16 protein-coding genes and 1 pseudogene are annotated in these 20,260 nt (G+C 54.9%); 8 read left to right on the top strand and 9 right to left on the bottom strand.

Annotated elements, in window-relative coordinates; genetic code table 11:
• Nucleotide 1: 1 nt before the first annotated feature.
• Nucleotides 2-1,615 carry a CARDB domain-containing protein gene (locus JIN95_RS10600; protein ID WP_321169260.1) on the bottom strand — a complete coding sequence of 538 codons (1,614 nt, stop codon included), beginning with the start codon at nt 1,613-1,615 and terminating at the stop codon, nt 2-4.
• Nucleotides 1,616-1,829: 214 nt separating this feature from the next.
• On the opposite strand from JIN95_RS10600, the gene JIN95_RS10595 reads away from it, so the two are divergent.
• The gene (locus JIN95_RS10595; protein ID WP_321169259.1) at nt 1,830-2,501 is read left to right on the top strand and encodes a TetR/AcrR family transcriptional regulator; all 672 of its coding nucleotides are present in this window, start codon (nt 1,830-1,832) and stop codon (nt 2,499-2,501) included.
• 7 nt (nt 2,502-2,508) lie between these two features.
• Here the strand turns inward: JIN95_RS10595 and JIN95_RS10590 are convergent, their stop codons facing one another.
• Nucleotides 2,509-2,910 carry a hypothetical protein gene (locus JIN95_RS10590; protein ID WP_200531434.1) on the bottom strand — a complete coding sequence of 134 codons (402 nt, stop codon included), beginning with the start codon at nt 2,908-2,910 and terminating at the stop codon, nt 2,509-2,511.
• 344 nt (nt 2,911-3,254) lie between these two features.
• On the opposite strand from JIN95_RS10590, the gene JIN95_RS10585 reads away from it, so the two are divergent.
• Entirely contained in the window at nt 3,255-4,070 is an 816-nt protein-coding gene (locus JIN95_RS10585; RefSeq protein WP_200530319.1) for an IS5 family transposase, read from the top strand.
• 212 nt (nt 4,071-4,282) lie between these two features.
• Here JIN95_RS10585 and JIN95_RS10580 read toward each other — a convergent pair whose 3' ends face one another.
• A complete protein-coding gene (locus tag JIN95_RS10580) occupies nt 4,283-5,086 on the bottom strand; it encodes a hypothetical protein (protein ID WP_200531433.1) in 804 nt (267 codons plus the stop codon).
• Nucleotides 5,087-5,349: 263 nt separating this feature from the next.
• On the opposite strand from JIN95_RS10580, the gene JIN95_RS10575 reads away from it, so the two are divergent.
• Together JIN95_RS10575 and JIN95_RS16335 are read left to right on the top strand one after the other, a co-directional pair.
• Nucleotides 5,350-5,985 carry a TetR/AcrR family transcriptional regulator gene (locus JIN95_RS10575; protein ID WP_198951497.1) on the top strand — a complete coding sequence of 212 codons (636 nt, stop codon included), beginning with the start codon at nt 5,350-5,352 and terminating at the stop codon, nt 5,983-5,985.
• Between the two features lie 10 nt (nt 5,986-5,995).
• Nucleotides 5,996-6,148 (top strand): annotated as a pseudogene (locus JIN95_RS16335) (ABC transporter permease); the annotation flags it as partial.
• On the opposite strand, the gene JIN95_RS16455 reads toward JIN95_RS16335, so the two are convergent.
• Nucleotides 6,149-6,319 (bottom strand): HVO_0758 family zinc finger protein, encoded by a 171-nt coding sequence (locus tag JIN95_RS16455; protein WP_303645736.1) that lies wholly within the window; start codon nt 6,317-6,319, stop codon nt 6,149-6,151.
• A 243-nt stretch (nt 6,320-6,562) separates the two neighbouring features.
• On the opposite strand from JIN95_RS16455, the gene JIN95_RS10570 reads away from it, so the two are divergent.
• From JIN95_RS10570 to JIN95_RS10560, 3 genes are all read left to right on the top strand, one after another.
• Complete coding sequence (locus JIN95_RS10570) at nt 6,563-7,132, top strand: hypothetical protein (RefSeq protein WP_234699200.1); 570 nt, start codon at nt 6,563-6,565, stop codon at nt 7,130-7,132.
• Between the two features lie 129 nt (nt 7,133-7,261).
• Nucleotides 7,262-9,433 carry a PGF-CTERM-anchored ABC transporter substrate-binding protein gene (locus JIN95_RS16415; protein WP_200531432.1) on the top strand — a complete coding sequence of 724 codons (2,172 nt, stop codon included), beginning with the start codon at nt 7,262-7,264 and terminating at the stop codon, nt 9,431-9,433.
• 617 nt (nt 9,434-10,050) lie between these two features.
• The gene (locus tag JIN95_RS10560; RefSeq protein WP_200531431.1) at nt 10,051-10,326 is read left to right on the top strand and encodes a helix-turn-helix transcriptional regulator; all 276 of its coding nucleotides are present in this window, start codon (nt 10,051-10,053) and stop codon (nt 10,324-10,326) included.
• 18 nt (nt 10,327-10,344) lie between these two features.
• Here JIN95_RS10560 and JIN95_RS10555 read toward each other — a convergent pair whose 3' ends face one another.
• Nucleotides 10,345-11,976 carry a hypothetical protein gene (locus tag JIN95_RS10555; RefSeq protein ID WP_234699199.1) on the bottom strand — a complete coding sequence of 544 codons (1,632 nt, stop codon included), beginning with the start codon at nt 11,974-11,976 and terminating at the stop codon, nt 10,345-10,347.
• A 333-nt stretch (nt 11,977-12,309) separates the two neighbouring features.
• The gene (gene csg, locus JIN95_RS10550) at nt 12,310-15,237 is read right to left on the bottom strand and encodes an HVO_2072 family ArtA-dependent S-layer glycoprotein (RefSeq protein ID WP_200531430.1); all 2,928 of its coding nucleotides are present in this window, start codon (nt 15,235-15,237) and stop codon (nt 12,310-12,312) included.
• Between the two features lie 526 nt (nt 15,238-15,763).
• Between csg and JIN95_RS16410 the strand changes: the two genes are divergently transcribed.
• Nucleotides 15,764-15,886 carry a hypothetical protein gene (locus JIN95_RS16410; RefSeq protein WP_255521264.1) on the top strand — a complete coding sequence of 41 codons (123 nt, stop codon included), beginning with the start codon at nt 15,764-15,766 and terminating at the stop codon, nt 15,884-15,886.
• A gap of 1,701 nt (nt 15,887-17,587) precedes the next feature.
• On the opposite strand, the gene JIN95_RS10545 is transcribed toward JIN95_RS16410, so the two are convergent.
• The 3 genes from JIN95_RS10545 to JIN95_RS10535 form a co-directional block, all read right to left on the bottom strand.
• On the bottom strand, nt 17,588-18,373 hold the full coding sequence (locus JIN95_RS10545; protein WP_200531429.1) for a hypothetical protein: 786 nt from the start codon (nt 18,371-18,373) through the stop codon (nt 17,588-17,590).
• A gap of 608 nt (nt 18,374-18,981) precedes the next feature.
• Entirely contained in the window at nt 18,982-19,530 is a 549-nt protein-coding gene (locus tag JIN95_RS10540) for a hypothetical protein (RefSeq protein ID WP_200531428.1), read from the bottom strand.
• A 111-nt stretch (nt 19,531-19,641) separates the two neighbouring features.
• Nucleotides 19,642-20,169, bottom strand: a complete 528-nt coding sequence (locus JIN95_RS10535) for a DUF234 domain-containing protein (RefSeq protein WP_321169258.1) — start codon at nt 20,167-20,169, stop codon at nt 19,642-19,644.
• Between the last annotated feature and the right edge of the window lie 91 nt (nt 20,170-20,260).

Raw genomic sequence — 20,260 nt, 5'->3', positions numbered from 1 at the left:
GCTACTGCCGCCTCCGGTAGACGACGAGTGCGCCTGTCCCGACGACGAGGAGCGCGACGATGATAATCGGAAGCGGTAGTCCGTCGTCCTCGCTTTCGGTCACATCAATCGGGACGCGGTAGGTATCGGTCAGTTGGCTGTCGCCGTCAGCGTCATCGTATCGGAAGTCCAGCGAGATGGGGTAGGTACTCCCCGCAGTTGCGGAGCCGGTAGTGGTTAACTCGAAGGTCATCGTCGTGGTCTCGCCGGGGTCGAGCGACTGGACGTAGCCCGTGTCGGTGTCACCAGTGTCGAGTGGGTCGTCGGCAAACAGTCTGGCCTCAACATCGCTTATGCTCTCGTTCAGGTTGTTTGTCACGGTGACATCGACGGTGCGAGTGCCACCAGCCGAAATAGTCCTGTTCTGGACTTCAACGCCGAAGCGGTCGCGCTCCGAGGCAACCTCAGCGGTCACGACAAGGCTTTCATCAGCGCGGGTTTCCCCCTCAGCGTTCCGGTACTGTACTGCCATATCGAGCGATCGGAGACCGGCTTCGGCTTCGCCGCTGATCGATATGGGTAGTGAGAAGTTTGCACGCTCATCAGGGTCGAGCGTACCGACAGTGGTCGAGCGTTCGGCAGGGAGTACGTTCTGATCCTCGCCGGCATATTGCACCACGACGGTGCGGGCCGGTACGGGCCCGTCGTTGCGGACGGTTCCGGTCAGATCACCGTCTTCACCGACGCGGAGAGTCGAGTCTACGTCTGTGATCGTGAACTCCTGTTCGGCGAGCGGAAGGATGCCGAGCGAGAGCCCCTCATCGGTGCGTGCGATCCCGTCAGGATCCTCAAACTGTACGGAGCCCGCCAGCGTGTACTGCTGAACCGGGAGATCGGGAGCGACACCCACATCGTAGGCCACGGTAGTGGTCTCGCCGGGATCGAGTTGCTCAACGCGAACCGTGTCGGATTCGCCACCGCTCACGCTGACACTCTGGCTCTGTGTGCCAAAAGTGATATCCGCGTTGTGCGCCGACTCGGCGCCGACGTTTTCGATTGTCGCCTCAACGGTGCCAGTGTCGCCGACCTGCGTGTCGCTCTCGACGTCGACGACTTGGAACCGGGCGTCCTCGCGGACGCGAAGGTCGATATCGCGAGAGACGGTCACAGTGCGATCATCACCGGACGAGTAGTAGCTGTAGGTAAGATCGAGATCGAGTGAGTAAGTACCAGGTTCGATGTTATTAGGGACATTTACGCTCACGGGAACCTCTCCCGGAGCATTTGTGGTCACGCCACCGATCGCGGTTTTACCAGATTCGACTGAGAGCGGACCGTCGGCCTCGGCGTCGACGCGAACGTTACGCGCAGTGGTCGCCGTCTCGGCCACGGAAGGATCACCGAACCGGAGGTTCCCATCATTAGCAATCGTCAACTCGACCTGATTCGTCTGGCCGGGAACCAAATTCGGGTTCGCCGCATACACATCTAGATCGGGTGAGCCACCAACGTTGCTGGTCTGTGCAGGTGTCGTTCCGCCCATGCTACTACCGGATGGTCCCATTGCGTCACTGCCAGCCACGCTTGCACCGACGGCACCGACGCCGACGCCGCTCGTGACTAGCAGGACGCTCACTAGCAGGACAGATATGGTCCGAGTCTGCATCGGTCACCGTGCCTCCGAGGACGCTGTCGACTGACAAACTGGAGAATGATGAACCGATAACAGGAGGATGAGTCGTTGCACACTCAAATCTTGGTTCACGAATCAATAAACCTTTCTTTCTTGGAATCGGAGATGGGGATATGACACAGATCGATTGCAAAAGCAGTGAGCTTGAACGATTTGCGTGTTGGTGGTTGCCGTGACACGTTTTTCCGATGAGGATCGTGAGCGTATCCGGGCGGATCTGATCAAAGCGGGTCACGACTGCTTTGCACGGTTCGGATTCGATCGCACTCGCGTAAGTGACGTGACAGACGAGGTGGGGATCGGAACGAGTACGTTTTACCAGTTCTTTGACTCAAAAGAGGCGCTGTACCTCGCAGTGTTACTCACCGAGCGTGAGCACTTGTTCGAAACGCTTGAAGCAGCAGTGGCCGACGCGGAGACACCACGTGAAGAGGCGGAGGTAACCTTACGGACGACGTTTGGAGAGGTGCGATCCAACCCTCTGATCCAGCGGCTATTTGTTGACGGTGAGATTCGACGGATTGAGTCACAGTTGGACGGTACCGCCGCCGACGAGGACTTAATCGACGACTACTCAGAATCGCCGGCAGTGTACGGACAGGTTCTCCCACAGCCGGACAAGTGGGTGGAAAGCGAGGTGGTACGGATCGATGATCCAGACATAATACGGGGGCTTTTCCGGTCAGTACTCTTCGTTACGCAGGCGCGTGAGACACCTGTCGTCCCCGATGGCACCTACGAAGCCATCGAAGAGGCGCTGATCCAAACGATCGTCGCTGGGTTGTTCACATACGAGGAGAACACAGACAGGTCAGCAACCCACGACTGAACTCCTCTCACGTCCAATGTCCAAGTATATAGATTGTACCGACGATAACGACACCACCAAATGCCTCGCGTGTCCGGATCGGAATGAGCGTTGGCGAGGCTCCCTCGTCATCATCTGTAGGCTCATCGTCGTCCGATCCCGGTTCTGCTGCATTTACCACGCCGTTGGTTCCATTACTTGACTCGGCCTCATCAGCGTCAGTAGAGTTGTCTACTGTGGATTCGTCACTGCCTTCAGCCACTTCCTCATCCGCAGTAGACTCTTGTGGTGTGCTGACAACTGGTGTGATAGAATGTGTGTACTGTCCATTCTCGTATTCGACCAGGATGTTAACAACTGTTTCTTCGGGAACTGCTGTAAGCTGCTGATCGAATTCAACAGTGGCCGTCGTTAGACCGGCATCATACACACGAGAGATATCAAGCCGTTCACCTGACCGTGTGTCGATCGTCTCAAGCGTTACTCGACTGATTTGTGCTTCAGAAACGTTGCCGACGACACGAACGGTCTCAGTTGTCGTGTTGGTCGTGTTTTCTGATAGGGTTACTTGTGGAGTTGGATCGTACTCAACAGTGAATGTCCGTTCTTGGACGTTACCAGCAGCGTCCTCAGCAACAAGTCGGAACTCGTTGTCGTCGTTATCATTGTACAGGTTAACTTCCGTATCAAGTGTGTAAGAGTGCTCCGTTGAACGCCGACGCCGTCTGCGGATCGTATCGCTGATTTCACGGGATTTGGACGCCGTCTGGCGATATGGGACGTCTCAAGACCCTCGCACAGACGTTTCACGAATTCGCCACGAACCATGTTGAACAACCAGACGTACCCGCTGTCGCCGACGGCGACAACGGGTACGCCAAGTCCACCAAAATCGCGCTCCTTCTGCTCAAAGAGGAGATCAACAAGCCGCTTCGGAGGCTCGAAGACTATCTCAACGAGATGCCGGGAATTCTCGGTGTGTTTGATCTTGACTCATCGCCGGATTACTCATCTTTCAGCGTCTGGGACGATGAATTCCCGATGAAAGAACTGCGCCGCCTGCTCCGCGCCTCCGCGGAGCAGGCGGGGCTCTCAGGCACCGCGTCGATCGACGCCAGCGGCTTTCAGCGTGACCAAGCCAGCTCACACTACCGGAATCGGGTCGGTTACTCGTTCAACGCGATGAAAACGACGCTGCTTGTTGACACGGATTCTCTTGCTATCATGGACGCTCATTTCACGACTAAGAAAGCCTATGACGGCCATATCGGGCTGCAGGTCTTTCGGCGGAACGCCGAAGACCTGCAAGCGTTACTGGCCGACAAAATGTACTCGTGGAGTAATCTCCGTGAAGCTTGCCGTGACAGGTCTACACGGCCAGTGATCAAACACTGCGAGCAAAATGCACTCAAGAAAGCCCACAACGCCAGAATTGACGATGATGTCTACAACCAGCGGTCAATGAGTGAGACCGTGTTTGCGATGCTAAAAGACGACGGCGACGAGATCCGCTCCCGGAGCTGGCACGGCCAGTTCCGGGAGCTCACACGGAAGTGTATCGTCCATAACCTCGAGCAGGCGGCGAGTTAGAGCTCGCCGCCTGCTCCCCTTCTCCGAATGTATCCGAGAGAGGCATCGCCATCGTCCACCTCATGCTTTATTTGGTATCTTGTGAAACTGATGCTTTGGTCGCCGCACAATTCCGCTCGAATCGAATCGTCCGATCTGAGAATTTACAGCTAAAGCGCTGCTACCGGTAGAAGATCGAATATCAAAAATCCGATGTTGCCGCCGTCTTGCGTTCAACACGGCATGTAAGAGAGTCGCTCTCGGTTCGGCTCAGTGCCGCTGCTGGTCAACAGGACCTGTGACGCGTTGTTGCTAGTACGGTTAATCGCAACTCGATCAAGCTTTGTCTCATCCCGAATCTCTCCGCGGATGCGAACCGAATCAGTGTAGCTCTTGTCTGGAGTGTTGAGGGTGATGTTAGGATCGGTCGCATCGTCAACGATGAGATCAAATGAGTCTGTGTTTGTCCGGCCGTTTGTGTCAGTGTATCGGGCAACAATTTCATTTTTCCCGTTACCCAGCAGCAGGTCTTGTGAAAACGAGTCACCGGGATCGGTGATACGATAGAGTTTACGGTCTGTCTGGTTGTCTTCATTTTTATCTTCGGTTTCGACGATATGAGTGCGTTCAATCTGGACTCGATCGACCTCCGAGACTGTATGGAAATCTCCGGCGAGCGTTACCTGGCCACTCGAGACGTTCGTTTCATTTTCAGGCCCACCCAGAACGGTTGTAGAAAACGGTGAGGTGTACCGTACCCGTGGGGCAGCGGTATTTTTCGTCAGCGTCGTCTTGAACGTGGAAACGCTGTCTCCGCGCGCGATTACCTCGACAGTATTCTCGTTCGGATCGAGGGCAAGCGAGACAGACTGCTCAAACGATCGGTTGTCGGGACGATATGAGTTACGAATCTCACCGTTTACACGAATTTCGATCAGATCGATCGGATCGGATGATTCAACGCTGACGTTCGCTGTTGGATCTTCCAAGACAATACGTTCCCCGCTATTGGTGAGCGGCTCACCATCAACTGTCACGTTGGTTGTCGTCGCCTGCGCGGCTCCCGTCCCGACGCCAGTGGCTACGAGTACTAGACAAAGGATAACACCGATTCCGATACGGAGCGGTACGTTCGAAACTGCTGTGTCCAGGATCATATGGAGTGGATCGCTGGATCGGGACGCTCGCTGCGTCCGATCAAGCTGTATATCGCTTCAGATTTCCCGTCAGCACTTGGCTGTAGTGATCTAGATATTAGAGTCGATAATTTCGCAGTGAGAGAAAGCCAACAACCGAGTACGTGAACGACGAGATTTTTGCCATTGAAACCCTGACAATAAGTGATTCTGAGATGGCAGAACACACCGACGAAGCGATTCTGGAAGCAACGTATCAAGCCCTTTGTAAACACGGTTATCCAGCAACTAGCATCTCCAGAATCACCGACGAGTTCGATAAAAGTACGTCGTTACTGTACTATCATTACGAGGACAAGGAAAACCTGTTTGAAGATCTCTTGTGCCATCTTTTGGATCAGCTTGAAGAGCAATTAGTGGATTTTGACCAAGAGGGACCTTACGACTATCTCATGGCAGTCATTGACCAGTTGCTCCCGACTCAAGTGAACAATAACCAGTTTCGATTCCAGCGAGCTCTCCTCGAGCTTCGGTCACAGGCACCTCACATTGATGCTTATCACAAGCAATTTGAGCGATTCGACGAGTTCGTACTCTCGGAGTTTACAACTGCTATTGAAAACGGCATAGAACGAGGGGTGTTTCGTGAAATCGATCCAGAACAGACGGCTGAATTCATATATTCGGCAGTATACGGGGCACTCGAGCGTGGTGTCACACTTGAAGATGCCAGTCTCCTGCAACAGACCCGGCAAACTCTTGAGGAGTACGTCAGGGCAAATATGCTCGTCGAGAAGTGAGGACTTATTTTTATCTGGCGATCCCGTACTTGCCTTGGCATGGTCGAGTTCGAGATATCTGCTGTGCGGGTTCGTGTTTGCGCTTGTCGCGAGCACTCTAACCGGGATCTATCCCGCGTGGAAGGCCGCTAACGAATCGCCAGTAGATGCCCTTCGAGGGTAGTCAAGGGAGATCTTTGTACTCCGTACTACAGTCCGGACAAGTTCGGATGTCGAATACGTTGTCCGGATCGTTCTTTGTCTTTAACACCTGATCGCAGTCGGCACAGGTGAGGCGCTCATACGTGTCTTTGAACAGGTCACCGTCACGGAGTCCTTTTCGTGTAGATTTCATATACCCATATCATCACTTGAACGAATAAAACCTGTTTGATAACGGGGTTGACATCCTTCTACAGTTGGGCGCACAGGAATCTTAAACGATGGTGATATCTACTGTGTTGGAATCGTGAAACAAGACAGGCGGCTCAAAAGACCAATCGCTAGGGTCGGCAGCTACTTTGACATCCTCCCCGCGCTTCACAGTAGTTGCCGAACCTAGCTGAGACTCTTGACGCTGGACTTCGTTGGTCAAAAAATGGTCCAAACAGCTGAGGCGAAACAAGCGTGTCGCGCCGCTTCAACGCTGCTGTATCCACATTTAGAATTCGGTGTGAAACCGTGCGGAGAGTACACGAGAGAGGATTTTGTCGAAATCCTCTCTCGTATTGCCTTCGATCACGAGTTCGCAAACACGGGCGGCAAAACGCTCCAACTTGACAGTGATGAGCAAGTGGATGTAACGTCTACTACTCGGAATCCGCTCGCTAAATCTCTGCTGTACCACTTGCGAAACCTCTCGACGGATGCCATCGATGACCAGTTCGATGGCGTCCGACAGCAAGTGTTCGAAGTCCTCCGATCCCAGCGCCGACTTCCCGCCTTCGTCGATGTTGCCATCGATCTTCACGAGTGGCGGTTCTACGGTTCTGCTGAGACTGATCACGTAATAACGACGTATCCTGATTTCGGCACGAACAAGGCGTTTTGCTTCGCAACGCTCTGTATCGTTGCGCCACACACGCGGTTTACGCTTGATGTGGTGCCGATGGCCACGATATCGAGATCTCTGAACACAACGGCTTGGATAGCGTCGAACAAAATTTGATTCGGCAACTACTGTTCAGCGCGGGGCTTTCTCCTTGATTCTCAGTAACCGACAGGATTCTACACTTAAAAATAGACAAGTAAAATTGTGATAGCCAATCTTATTTTACATAAGTTATTATCTGTGCGTATGCACGGTTTACGAGCAGTTGTACTCGCAATACTTGTCCTAACGGCGTTTCTCGGAGCTACTGGCGTAGGGGCTGGAGCGCCCCCCGTAGAGGGAGATCAAGATGTTCAACCAGGGGATAACGTTCTGTCTGCCGATAGCAATTACCCAGCACAGACGACAAACAGTACCACGTGTGATTTTCCGATTAATGTGACAGATGCAACAGGGACGACTATCACACTCGATGAACGACCAGACCGAATTACAACGACAAATCCGTCGGCTGCCCAAACACTCTGGGAACTCGGTGCTCAAGATCGGGTCGTTGGTGTGACCCAGTTTGCTGAGTATCTAAACGGAACTGAGAATAAAACAGATGTCTCAGCTGAGTTCGGCGTTAGTGTTGAGAAGGTAGTTGGTACGGATCCGGACCTCGTGTTGGCACCGAACGCCTCAGCCGTTCAGGTCGAAGACCTGCGGGCACAGAATCTCACAGTCTATCATTTCCCCGCCGCAACTGATGTTGATGATATTGCGACGAAAACACAGCGCACCGGCCGTCTTATTGGTAACTGCGAAGCGGCTACTGATGTTAACACAGAGATGAACGAGAGTGTTGACAATGTTATAGATAAGACAGCCGATTACAACCGAATTGACGCGCTCTATCCACTTGGGGGCGGATACGTTGCCGCCGATGAAACGTTCATTAACGAGATTATGCAGATCGGTGGTACAAACAATGTTGCGGCGTCAGAAGGCGATGGATATCCACAACTCTCTGATGAGGTTATTCTCGAAGCAGATCCAGAACTAATACTTGTGACAGATCCAGAGGCGTCGATCCTTGATGAAGAACCGTACGCAAGTACGAGTGCTGGCACAGATAACCAGTATGTTGTTATGAACAATAGTTACCTTAATCAACCAGCTCCACGGAGCGTAATCGAGTCAACAGAAACACTGGCAACCGCTGTTGAAAAGCTCCAACCAGAGGACACTGAAGAGGAACCAGAAAATGAGAGTGGTACCTGTACGTTCCCGCTTACAGTGACAGATGCAACGGGTACAACAATCACACTCGATGAACGACCAGATCGGATTACGACGACAAACCCGTCTGCTGCCCAAACACTCTGGGAACTCGGTGCTCAAGACCAAGTTGTTGGTGTGACCCAGTTTGCTGGGTACCTAAACGGGACTGACAACAAAACAGATGTCTCAGCTGAGTTTGGCGTGAATATTGAGCGTGTCGTGTCGACAAACCCGGATTTAGTACTGGCACCAAACGCTTCAGCGAATCAGGTTGAAGACCTCCGGGCACAGAACCTTACTGTCTATCATTTCCCAGCTGCTACCGATGTCGATGATATTGCGGTAAAAACACATCGTACCGGTCGTCTCACTGGCAACTGTGAGGCAGCGACCAATGTTACAACAGAGATGAACGAGAGTGTTGACGCGGTCACAAATCAGACTGCCGACCTGGACCGTATCGACGCGCTCTATCCACTTGGTGACGGATATGTTGCAGCCGATGAGACGTTCATTAACGAGATTATGGAGATCGGCGGCACAAACAACGTCGCGGCCTCAGAAGGTGATGGGTATCCACAGCTCTCACAAGAGGTTATTCTCCAGGCGAATCCCGAATTGATTCTTGTGACAGATCCAGAGGCCCCGATTCTTGATGAAGAACCGTACGCGAGCACGACTGCTGGCACAGCGGATCAGTATGTAGTCATGAACAATAGTTATCTCAATCAGCCAGCCCCGCGGAGCGTGATTGAGTCAACAGAAACACTGGCGGCTGCTGTCGAAACGTTCCAGCCTACCACCTATCCGAGTAGTGGGTCCGGATCTTCGAGCAGCAGTGCGGAAAATGGCGACCAAACCGCGGTAAACGAGACGGAATCCGACACAAATGAAACGACGAGTACAGAGAATGAGACCGTGTCTGTGGTTGATGAAGACACAAATGCAACAGCTGGCTCCACAGGCGAAAACAACGATGAGAATGAAGACGGAACAGAGTCCGATCGAACGAACACAGAGACTGGCCAAGAATCGGAATCAGACGACGCACCTGCTGGAGAAACAAACACAGAGGTCCCCGGATTTGGGATGGTTACAGCAATAGTAGCAGTACTAGTATTTACACGGCTGGGGCTCAGTTCAGATTCGGATTGAACGGAGGCTGTACGCCTGCAAAGGATATTTTGTGTACAGACCGATCGATCCCCTATGAAATGTGAACGCTGTAACGAGGATACGACAGTTACCAAGTACGAAGTAGATGGATTTTCAGGGTATCTTTGTGATGAATGTGTGGAGATGTGGGACAACATTTCAGATAGTTGTTGATGATCGCGTATATTATACTGTCCGTTAATTCTAAACATTTGTCATTTTCCTAATCTTTTTGTTGGTATCACGGGGATGGCCCGATATGGCTGCCGCTACAGGCGAAACCGAATCACTCGTTAGCCTCCCATCGCATCCAGTCGGATATATCGCTGTTATCGCTGCTGTACTCACTGCGATGATCCATCTGATGCTCGGGCCAGGGTTTCTGCAGTTCAACTGAACGGGTGCGCGGAGTCCCCTTCCTCAACGAGTGAGTCCTCTATTTATACCAGAATTGAGGGGTGAAAGGCCCATCCTATTTCGAGGCGAGAATTCTACCGTTCACGGCAGGTGTGAAGTCGACAACTCCTACGCAATCCATTGACGACAGCAGACATGAATATTATACAGACATACCTAAAATCGATAGTATTTCATGAATGTGAACTGAAATCAAAGCGATGTACGATCTCACCGGCTTTCAACGCGACCTCCTGTATGTAATCACTGGACTTGAGGATCCACACGGGCTCGCGATCAAGGATGAACTCGAAGACTACTACGAAAAAGAGATCCACCATGGCCGGCTGTATCCCAATCTCGATACACTTGTCGAGAAAGGATTCGTTGAGAAAGGCCAGCGTGATCGACGAACCAACGAGTACACGACTACTCGTCGCGCGACTCGAGAGATCGAGGCCCGAGTAGAGTGGGAAGACCAATACATCGGCCACTGAACCCCACAGCGATTCAGATCAGTTGAATTCTGTCGGACCGACAATAGTGGACCCACCACGCTGTATGGAGACTTCAATATCGAAGTTATCCGCCGACTTTGAGAGGTCGAACTCGCACCCAAGAGACCCATCAGACTCAACCGTGGCTACGCAGTTGAGGACCTGACTAATCCCACCGTTGGGCTCTTCGGCTTTCACGCGAACGATAACCGACCCACCCGGCGCAAGATTGGTGTCAGCAGTCACAGAGAACTGTGGATCAGCCCCCACAGACTGATCTGTGAACTCCGCGGCCGGCTCGACGATCGCGAACGACTCGCTGAACGAGACACGCGGCACAGACGAGGGAGCCGACTCACCGACTGTAACGTCCATCGTGTATTCACCAGTTGCGAACGAGTTCGTATCCATGGTTGCAACGAGCCCGCCAGCTGCGGGATCGTACGTGGTGTCAACTGCCGCGAGCGGCGCAGTCGGCACATCACCATTTGCCGTCTGCGGGCGAAGGTTGACCCCGTGGCCGAGTGTCCCATCGCCAGCAGGTCCGTACAGTACGGTGCCACGCTCGCGGTGGGTCGATCGGTCTCCGTGAAGCGTCACACTCACATCTGCAGCACCCGTCGTGTCGGGATTGCGCATCTCGTAGGCTGCGAGCAGCGTGTCGTTCTTTGAGACAGTGACTGGACGGTCGAAGGTGATTGTCATACGCCCATCGGTACTTGTCCGAATGTTCTGAATCGCGATGCCGACAGAGCGGTCGACGAAGCCATCGCCCGTCTCATCAACACCGATGGTATCGATGTCGCTTTGGGAAAACTGGTGGACGCCCCGTGGCGGCACATTGTCGTCGACGCCGTAATCGATGGTCAACGACTGCATTGAGACGGTCTCATTCGGGACAGTCTGAACCGTATGCGTCGACTCTGCGGTCGGTGCACTGTCACTGGCGTAGACGAGGTTGCGCGCAGGCGCTGGCGATTCAAGGAGGCCACCGATCCCACTCACACCAAAGCGTGTCCGGACGCGATCTCCACGGGCAGCCGACAGGGGTGACCCAGTGTTTGTCGAGGCCGTCGACTCATCTGTGTCGATCTCACTCGTGTTGGTCGCCGGATCGGTTTTCGAGTCGATTGCGGGCGTGTTGGGAGCGATGACGCTGGCATGGGTCTCACCTGCCTCTGGCTCGTCGACAGAGAGGACCGCCGCAACGCTCGTCGCATCAGTAGAGACGATCAGGTTGTAGCGGCCCTGGTCAAGCGCGGCGACGGTCGAAGTGTCAGACACACCTGACTCAGTCAGGAGCTCAACGGAGTCTGCGTCGCTCCCTGCAGTAAAGCGGTCGGAATCATCGATAGTGCCTCCCCGGATGGTGTTCGCGCGTACGGAGACAGTACCGTCGCCGTCACCGTCACGGACACGGAGTGCCGCTTGGTACTCTTGGTTAGCTGAGTTGATCCGGAGGGTAGCCTGATCGGTGTTACGCAACTGGAGGTCGATAGTGGCGACATCGCCCTGGGTGACCGTTGTCTGGGCGTCGCTGAAACCGACTGCTGACCCAGATTGTGCCGCTGCGGGGGCGGCGATCGGCGCGGCGATCCCTCCGAGTCCGACGAGGAGGACAGCCGCGACGAGGGCGAGACGTGTATGCATAGACATGATACGCTACCGTCGTCGCGGGTAAATACTTTCTGTGAGGCGGTGTCGGGATCGGACGTTTTGAAGGCTCTCCTTGGTGATCACACTACACAATTGACAGATTGGGATACGCACCCTCCTATCCGTTTGTTGGGCAGCGTGTTGTATGGGAGTTGACGGTTCTCTGATCGTTAGGATTGCGGCACAATCAGAGCTACACGCCAAGAGCTGCCCCATATCGCACAAAGCGACCGAGCTGCGGCGCTCACGAGTGTGGGACGAGCGTGGAAAAATGGAACCGCAAACCGCGTGAGCCGAACGGAGCGTCCGTTCGGTAGTTAGCTATCGTTAGTTGTTACGGCGGGTCGCGAGGAGCGCAGCCGCGATGAGCGCGACGAGAGCGACGAGCGCACCGAAGCCGGGCGTGCCGTCTTCGGAGTCGCCACCGTCGTCACCGCCATCGGAGCCGTCCTCACCGTCGGTACCATCCTCACCGTCGGTACCATCCTCACCGTCGGTACCATCCTCACCGTCGGTACCATCCTCACCGTCGGTACCATCCTCACCGTCGGTACCGTCTTCACCGTCTTCACCGTCAGACGGTTCTTCGCGCTCTTCGACGATTTCGATCTCGGCGCGGTCCGTGTTCGTACTGTCGTCGGATTCGACAGTGTACGTCCCGGGCTCAAGGTCGGAGGTGTCGACCGTGGCGGTCCACTGGCCGTTGTTCTCCCACTCGTCAGTGCTCGAGATCTGAATAGACTCGCCGTTCTCGTTCAGGACCTCGACAGTGATCGAGTTGTCGTCGGGGCGGAGATTGGTCGAACCGGCGACGACCATCGTCTCACCGGTTGCAACCGGGTTGATGCCATCGGCCTGCGCCTCTTCGGGGTAGACCGAGTTGATCGTCGTCTGGCTCTCCGCGTAGCGGAACGTCTGCGTGACCATCAGGTCGTCACTCGCCGTATCCTCACTCGTCTCGCTGACGAGCCGATCACTGACCTGGTTGGCGTTGAGATTGGAACTGCTGACGTTGTTTTCAACCCAGTTGACGAGGCCACTGATGTCGGCGTCGTTACCGGCAGGAAGTTCACCGTTGCCGACCGCGTTGTCGCGGCCCTGTGAGATGAAGTGCGCGGTGACCGTACCTTCAGCCAGCCGCGAATTACTGTCTGCACGCGACGGGATGTTGTAGTCCTCTTCGTCGATAGTACCGTCACTGTCGACATCGATTTCCTCTACGGCAACGTTGCCACGGCGGTCAACGAGGACTAGCGCAACGCTGCTCTGACCCTCAGCGTTACCAGTCAGATCGCCAGCATCGTCAACATCGTAGTTGACTTGACCGTTGATCGTTTCGATCTGTGCTGACAGATCACCCTCGACTGTCCGGAGGGACTGCGACGTGCTCGACGCACGGCTGAACTCCGTAGTCGTGAGTGTGTTTTGGCTGTCAGATTCGCTGGCGTCAACGACACCGTAGCGGTAGGTGCCTGCCTGGCGGAGGAGCGAATCACCGGGGTTGCCGGTGTTACTCAGCGTAACATCCTCGTCTTCGTACTCATCATCGGAATCAACTTCAATGTTGGAAACAAGCAGTTCCCAGTCGTTGTTGTCCCGGACGTAGACATCAACTGCATCGGCGCTCGACGCGGTACCATTGATGTCGACTTCGGAGCCGATAGTGTACTCACCAGCCGGGTTACCGATGGTGATGTCGCCTTCCGTCACTTCGAGCGAGTCGTCGTCCGTCGATTCAGCACCGTCGACGGCGTTATCAGCGACATTACTTTCGTAGACTTCGACATCAATAGACGTGTCGTCAAGATTGCTCGTGCGGAGCGAACCGACGCCCTGCGAGCCGTCCATCTCGATGACAGCGACAGCCTGCGTGATGTCGTCCTCACCGTCTCCGGTAGAGAACGTACTCGCATCTGCATCGAAGCTGCTACCATCAGTGAATCCAACGCGGTCGGTGTCGCCCGTGTTCCGGAAGACACGCGGGTCGTTCGACGCGTTGAACGAACTACGGAAGTCCTCGCGATCGATCGAGACAGCGTGGAAGTCACCGGAGGTACCACCGCTGACCGTAAAGTCAACGTTGGAACCACGGGTGACGCTGTCTTCAGCGAGGTTGATCGAGACATCCGTGTCAGATGTCAGTTCGAAGGTGAGTTCCTCAGTCGCACTGTCAAGGTCGTCGTCGCCTTCGAGGAGAACGGTGTATTCACCAGAGTCTTCATTGCTCATGTCGAGGTTGACCGAGTCTCCACTCGACGTGATGGTGTCACCACCGGATGTCACCTCGTCAGTGATATCTGTACCGGACGGATCTTCAACCGTCACCGCAAGGGGCTCTGCATTTTCGAAGTTATACTGAGCCCAAACGTCAAGGTCATCAGCGTCTGCCGTAGAGACCGTGGACCCAGAAATGTCTTCACCGTTGCTGAGACGAATCTCAGCGTCGTTAATGTTCGCTGTGGTAACAGTCACACCATCTGCACCAGAGGAGCTGTCCCCATTAATGGTGTAGCGACCGGGAGTCTGATCGGATCGGACATTCGGTTCGAGAACCTGCCCCTCAGCATTGCCCGACGCACCGATAAGCTGCTCTTCGCCGGCGAGGGCGTTAACGAAGGTCACATCCTCACCTTGATAGACCGTTGCTCCGCTGTCAACGTTCTTCGTCGGTGGGTTGGATGGGTTCGGACGCGAGTCTTGGCTACCGTCATCATTGGAGATGACTATATCCGCAGTTTCAACACTACCAGCGCTGCTATCCGTAGCATCGTCGAAGGTTGCTGTGATCGGTGCAGAAGTTTCCTGGTTGACGTTCGGGTAGTCAACAGAAACTGTAGCATTGATTGTGAGGTCGGTGACATCCGAACCACTGGTATCCGTACCAATGATCAGGTCTTGGCCACTATTTGCGTTGGAGATTCTCTCCTCGACGTTAACGGTATCACCAGATTCGTTTAGATATTCAACGTTATCTACACCGTTGTTGCCAGAGGTGTTGAAAGTAACTCCCTCAGGGAGGCTAACAGTGTATTCATGCGTACCACCCGATGCAACGTTTTCTGCCGTTACGTTCAAAATGTGCTGTTCAGTCGTATCCTCGCTCACATCAGTGGGCGAGAAGTTGTTGACCACAAGAGGGTCATCAACTGCGGCTGCAGGTGCGGCCGCAAAGCCGACCGCAACCATGGATACGACCATAACTGCCGCGAAGAAGACCGCGTTGACCTTCTTGCGTGTATTATTGTCGTTTGTCATTGTGTGTTGTGTTTCTGCACTGCGACAGCGTGCTTTGTCCTCACCTTACTCGCCCGTTCGTCATCGACCAACACTGCATCGAGGGTGCGACCGGACTTGGATCGGATTACTAACTTTTTGTCGCATTCGGATCGGTAGGGGTACTGCGCTCGTTACTTCCGGCGTCGAGTATAAATGCTTTGTGTGCCCCACATGGGTGTGTGAACGCAACACACAGCCAGTAGCGAGCGTCTGACGCCCGTTTTCAAAATCGATAGTTCCTGCTACACACACTCATGATGCGGAGAATTAGTCACATCGGCACGCGTCGACCGGAACATCTACGTGCGCCCATCCCCTTTCACAGTATGGGTTCGGACCCTCTCAGGCGATCGGGTACTGATTTTCAGGGTAGGGGCCTGCCCGATCGTCTGCGTCCCCACTGTGATCGACTCCCTACCGATGGTTTCGCGTCTGTGTCCACGTCGAAGGGCGCCGTAGCCGCCTCGTCCCACAAGTTGAAGCGCCGCTAAGATGTCGCGATAGCGTGGGTGCCCTCTCGACGGCACCGGTCGCGGTCAGCTGTGTCGCGAAGGCGATGCAGATTCGCGAGGAGATCGTCAGGGCTGACACGGTTCGACTGCTGTTGATCGAACTCGGCCGCCTCTAGTGCCTCGACCCACGGTCTCGTTGATACCCCGCATGTGCGCGGATCGTGATTTGCTGCAAGCCGATGGAGTTCCTCAATGAGTGCTTCATCAGTGTGTTGTCGGGAACGCCCAGTATGAGCCCCAGACGTGACAGGACTTCGACCGCTTGCGCGCCACAGATAGAGATCGTATGGTCCCTCGATATTGTCGAGGCCACGCGCGCGTCCGTCCATAATCCGAAATAGTTCTTGTACGTTGCTACCCAGTACGCACCCTCCGTGTTCATCTCACGGTGAATTAGGATATATCCGAGCTTGGCACGCAACCGATGGAGGTTGTCGATTTCGCCAACGTCGATCGCGACATCCAAGGGACCGAATTGGTCGTCGCTCGTGAACAGCGACGCGATCGCCTGAATACCTCGCTCCACATCCCATCTAAAGCACGGTAGTGCCGAACGAGTGTCGCAACGCGTTCCGCTCCAATGCGCCTATAGTGCCGTCTTCACGTCGCTCGAGAGTGGCGTGAGTCGATCGTGAGCCTGTGAGCCACCGAAATACCCTCAGGACGCAAGGCGTACGAACCGCCCTTGGACACACGCTCACCGTCGCGAACCTTGTACTGGGTGCCAGCGAGTGAGTTAAGCAAGGCGCGCTCCATTCCACGAAGCTCTTCGCGAACGACGGCGGGTGGCGCGTCGATCACGCCGACGAACTCCTACGCCTGCAGCGGCAGTTCGGTCTTCTCGGGGAGCGGGTTGATCGCGCTCGACACATCGATAGCGGTGTGTTCATCGACGATGTCACTGCTTATCGAGATCCACGTTGGCGAGGCGAGCGACGACCGGGGGCGACCACGTGCCGATCTCGTCAGCAGTCAGGCTACCTGCCCAACAGACGGTGGGAGACGAACAGCACGAAAACTACGAGCGCCAAGTCGATGATCACTGCCTGGTCGAGAGTAATGTGGATTGACCGTGTCGGTAGACTGTGCGTCCAAGGTATTGAGCCGGAATAGCGTGACCAACAGCATGATTCCTGCCGCTGGTGCCGTTGGTTCGGTGGTGGATGGTGGTTGACACATGATAGCTACCGTCGCGTAATGATGATATACTAACCAATACGAGATATAGAAATGACGAGATGTACGAACTGCGGAAAGCCTTCTGCCACAGAATATTCTCTCGAGTTTGAGAGGGATACAGAATCAATAGAGATGGATCTCCATCTCTGTCAGCAGTGTGTAGACTCATTTCGCTATGAATCAGACATCCGGTTGATGGACTAGCGAGGCGTCATCGGTTGGCTTGATGTCGGCTCTCAGGCCCGATACGCTCAACGAACGGGTCTTCGGAGAAACTGTGTGTATCAAAGCCAGATCACCTGCGGAGAAATCACAATTTATTCAGTCTTCGATTTCATCCGTCAATACGGGGCTATTCGCCCCGTTGAGAGCGGACCACCATCCGTTGCCACATCCGCGTCTCACTTGCCTCCCCTGATCGGACTCCGTGCCTGGTTCGCATCGGACAGGGGAGGTTACCGCGACTCTGGGCTGCTGTCCCCGGCGTCGCATAGATGGGATCTATCTGGGCTTTTGCCCGGATGGACTCTTCTCAGACATGCTGTACGAGGACTCTACAGATACGCAAGGCGAGTGTCTTGGGCTTGACCCGAGGTGAAGCCGACACTCAGACGTGTTCTGTTCGTTCGAGATACCGTTTAATTGGCTCCTTTGGGACTGTACCTGCTGTTCTGCTGTTGTTGGTGGTCATCAAGTCCGTTGGACGCCATTTCGATCTCGGAGACGATCGCCTCAATCTCGCTGAGCGTCGTCTTCAGTGATGTCCGCTGACAGACAAGCTGTGCCGTGACCTCCTCGGCAGCGATACAGAGCTGGTTGAGTGTCTCTTCGCTCGGAACATCGTCAGTATCGTGGTTAGACGATCGACGGAAGTTCTGCCAGAGTCCCTTTGAGTCGCTCACCTGGACACGGAGATCTGTGTATCGACTCGCGGCTGCGCACAGCCGCCTGTACAGTTCCATGTCTCTAGTCACCGTGACCGGATCACCTTCGATCACGACGTTGTTCACGATGCGTCCGTTGATCTGCGATTCGGAGTCGATGTCGATGCGGACACTTTCATTGCTGTTCCGGTACGTGAGATGCCATTCGTCCGGTTCTTCATTCGCGAAGTCGTCGATCGGCTTCCACCCCTGTCGATCAGCAAATGCGGTGAGATCCTCATAGGAGAACCCAGCAGGGATGTTCTCGATCTTGAGTGCGACATCCCCGTTCTCGTCCACAACCTGGACATCAACCACTGTGTCAGGGTCAAGATGATACGTTGTCGCGAAGTCGGCGTCAAAGTGAAGTGAGACACCCGCGCCACTCCCGCTTGCGGACAGTTTCTTCCTGAAGTGATCCACAGGAGTCGTCTCTGTCTCGTCGCCGCGGTCGTGCTTTGAGTCCACCATAGCAAGATGTGACTTCAGCAGCCCAATCATAATAAATATACAGATAAAATAGTACATATAATTCTATCTTTAAATAGTATTTCTGTCCTCAACCTCCTCACAGAAAGTTGACATCCCCTCCGCGTAAACGTGGAGGAACCCCGAGCGGTGGGAGTTTCAGGTTCGCAACCACGGACGCCGCCACTTCACAGGAACCCGTTTAACCCAGTCGTCGTGGTCGGTGGCTGTCTCGCCGTGCCAAGCGGCTGTTACTCCTATCCTCCATCGTGTTCGGACTTTCCGTGTTGTTTTTGCCACGGGAAGTCCGGCAGACTTCGACGGATTCGGAGGTATCGTCGGGCTTGCTTAAGCTGACGGGCACAGAGGTAAACCCTTCGAAGGTTCGCGTTCACCACGTCGGCGTTTAGGATACTACCTCGTTACAGCGGGCGGACAGGCCGCCTCCGAAGGTCGTCGGAATCCGCTCCGTTCTGACCTGACCCTACTACAGTATAGCGATTATTGGCACTTGAACATATGTATTGAAAACTCAAACTATGTTATCGTCGGTGGATTCCTTCGCCCGTTGTCGGATTCATCCTGCGGCTAAAGCCGCAGGTATTCTCCTCGAATCAATATAACCCCGAGACGGTACCCGGTCACTCAGAGTCGAGATCGGCCGCGTCGAGTGCTGCGTTCCACGAGCCAAAGTGCCGCTGATACGTGGTTGGGCTGTACCCACCCTTTGCAGCCATGTCGGCCATTGTTGGTGTGTCACCCTGCTTCTCTGCGAGCCGCTCGAGTGCAGCGAGCAACTTGTCGTCGGACACACGACGGTTGGCTCCGGGATCAATAGGCTCGAGACCGGCGGCATCGAGTGCGTCATCCCACGAGCCGAATCGGTCACGGTACACCTTCGACCAGTGGCTCCCACGTTCGTTCATCTGGGTGGTTGTGGGTGATTCACCCAGCTCGGCAGCCAACGTGTGTAGCGCGTCAATGAGCTCCTTGGTGGTGAGTTCCGTCTTTTGATCCCGCGGCTCAAACCCTGCGCGAGCGACTGCCTCCTGCCACGAGCCAAATCGTCGAAAGAATGTCATCACACTATGCGTACCATGAGTGCGATAATCCTGGATAGAGGGCGTCCGATCGACGACATCCGCGACGGCGCGAATGTCTGCGAGCAGTTCCTCATCGCTGTGGCCCATATCCGACAGGAGTGTCCGCGAACTGCTTGAGTGATTCGGAGGGCAGCTACGACCTTGGCGACATGCGAACGACTGGGGGGATTTGTGAAGAGGTCATGGCTCGAGAGTGGATCATCCAGTCAATAGCGACGCGATGTCGTCGGAGCCGAACAGCGACCAGTCGTCGCCGAGTTCGGCTTCGAGCCCGTCGGTGAATCCGCTCTTCGAGAAGAGCGCGAACCGCTCGGTTCGATCGGGCGGGCCCCAGCGAACCCGCTCCGCCGTCGCGCGAAGCGACTCGACGAGCGCGTGCCCTACGGGCTCGTCGGTCCATTTGCACTCCGCGAGGAGGATCCGGTCGTCGGCCGGATCCAGCCCGACGATGTCGATCTCGTCTTCGCCGTACCACCATCGCCCGACTTCGGAGTACGGATCGAGACCGCCGCGACGAATCGATGTCCAGACCGCCTCGCGACAGACGTGCTCGAAGGTTCGGGAGACGTGATCCGGTAGCGCCGGTTCGATCGTCCCCTCGTACACCACGCCGGGAACCTCCTGAATGCCGGAACGGTTCGGTTCGACGAACCGGAACCAAAAGCGCAAGAACTCGTCGGCGACACCGTACCGCGATCGCTTCGACTGTTTGGCGGACGCCGTCACAGGCACTTCTCGAATGCTGAATCGAGCGCGGCGAGCTAGTCTTGCCTGTCGTAGAAGATCATTATTGCGATAATTATTATCTGAATAATGA

It is taken from the genome of Halorubrum sp. LN27, from assembly GCF_016635065.1.
In the GTDB taxonomy this organism is placed as follows: domain Archaea; phylum Halobacteriota; class Halobacteria; order Halobacteriales; family Haloferacaceae; genus Halorubrum; species Halorubrum salipaludis.
Note: the sequence above shows the minus strand (reverse complement) of the source record. Positions and strands in the feature narration are given on the sequence as shown.

Coding starts and splice junctions, on each gene's coding strand:
- JIN95_RS10585 (WP_200530319.1), top strand. CDS start 3,255: ATGGGACGTCTCAAGACCCTCGCACAGACGTTTCACGAATTCGCCACG.
- JIN95_RS16455 (WP_303645736.1), bottom strand. CDS start 6,319: ATGAAATCTACACGAAAAGGACTCCGTGACGGTGACCTGTTCAAAGAC.
- JIN95_RS10570 (WP_234699200.1), top strand. CDS start 6,563: ATGGTCCAAACAGCTGAGGCGAAACAAGCGTGTCGCGCCGCTTCAACG.
- JIN95_RS16415 (WP_200531432.1), top strand. CDS start 7,262: ATGCACGGTTTACGAGCAGTTGTACTCGCAATACTTGTCCTAACGGCG.
- JIN95_RS10560 (WP_200531431.1), top strand. CDS start 10,051: ATGTACGATCTCACCGGCTTTCAACGCGACCTCCTGTATGTAATCACT.
- JIN95_RS10555 (WP_234699199.1), bottom strand. CDS start 11,976: ATGCATACACGTCTCGCCCTCGTCGCGGCTGTCCTCCTCGTCGGACTC.
- csg (WP_200531430.1), bottom strand. CDS start 15,237: ATGACAAACGACAATAATACACGCAAGAAGGTCAACGCGGTCTTCTTC.
- JIN95_RS10545 (WP_200531429.1), bottom strand. CDS start 18,373: ATGATTGGGCTGCTGAAGTCACATCTTGCTATGGTGGACTCAAAGCAC.
- JIN95_RS10540 (WP_200531428.1), bottom strand. CDS start 19,530: ATGGGCCACAGCGATGAGGAACTGCTCGCAGACATTCGCGCCGTCGCG.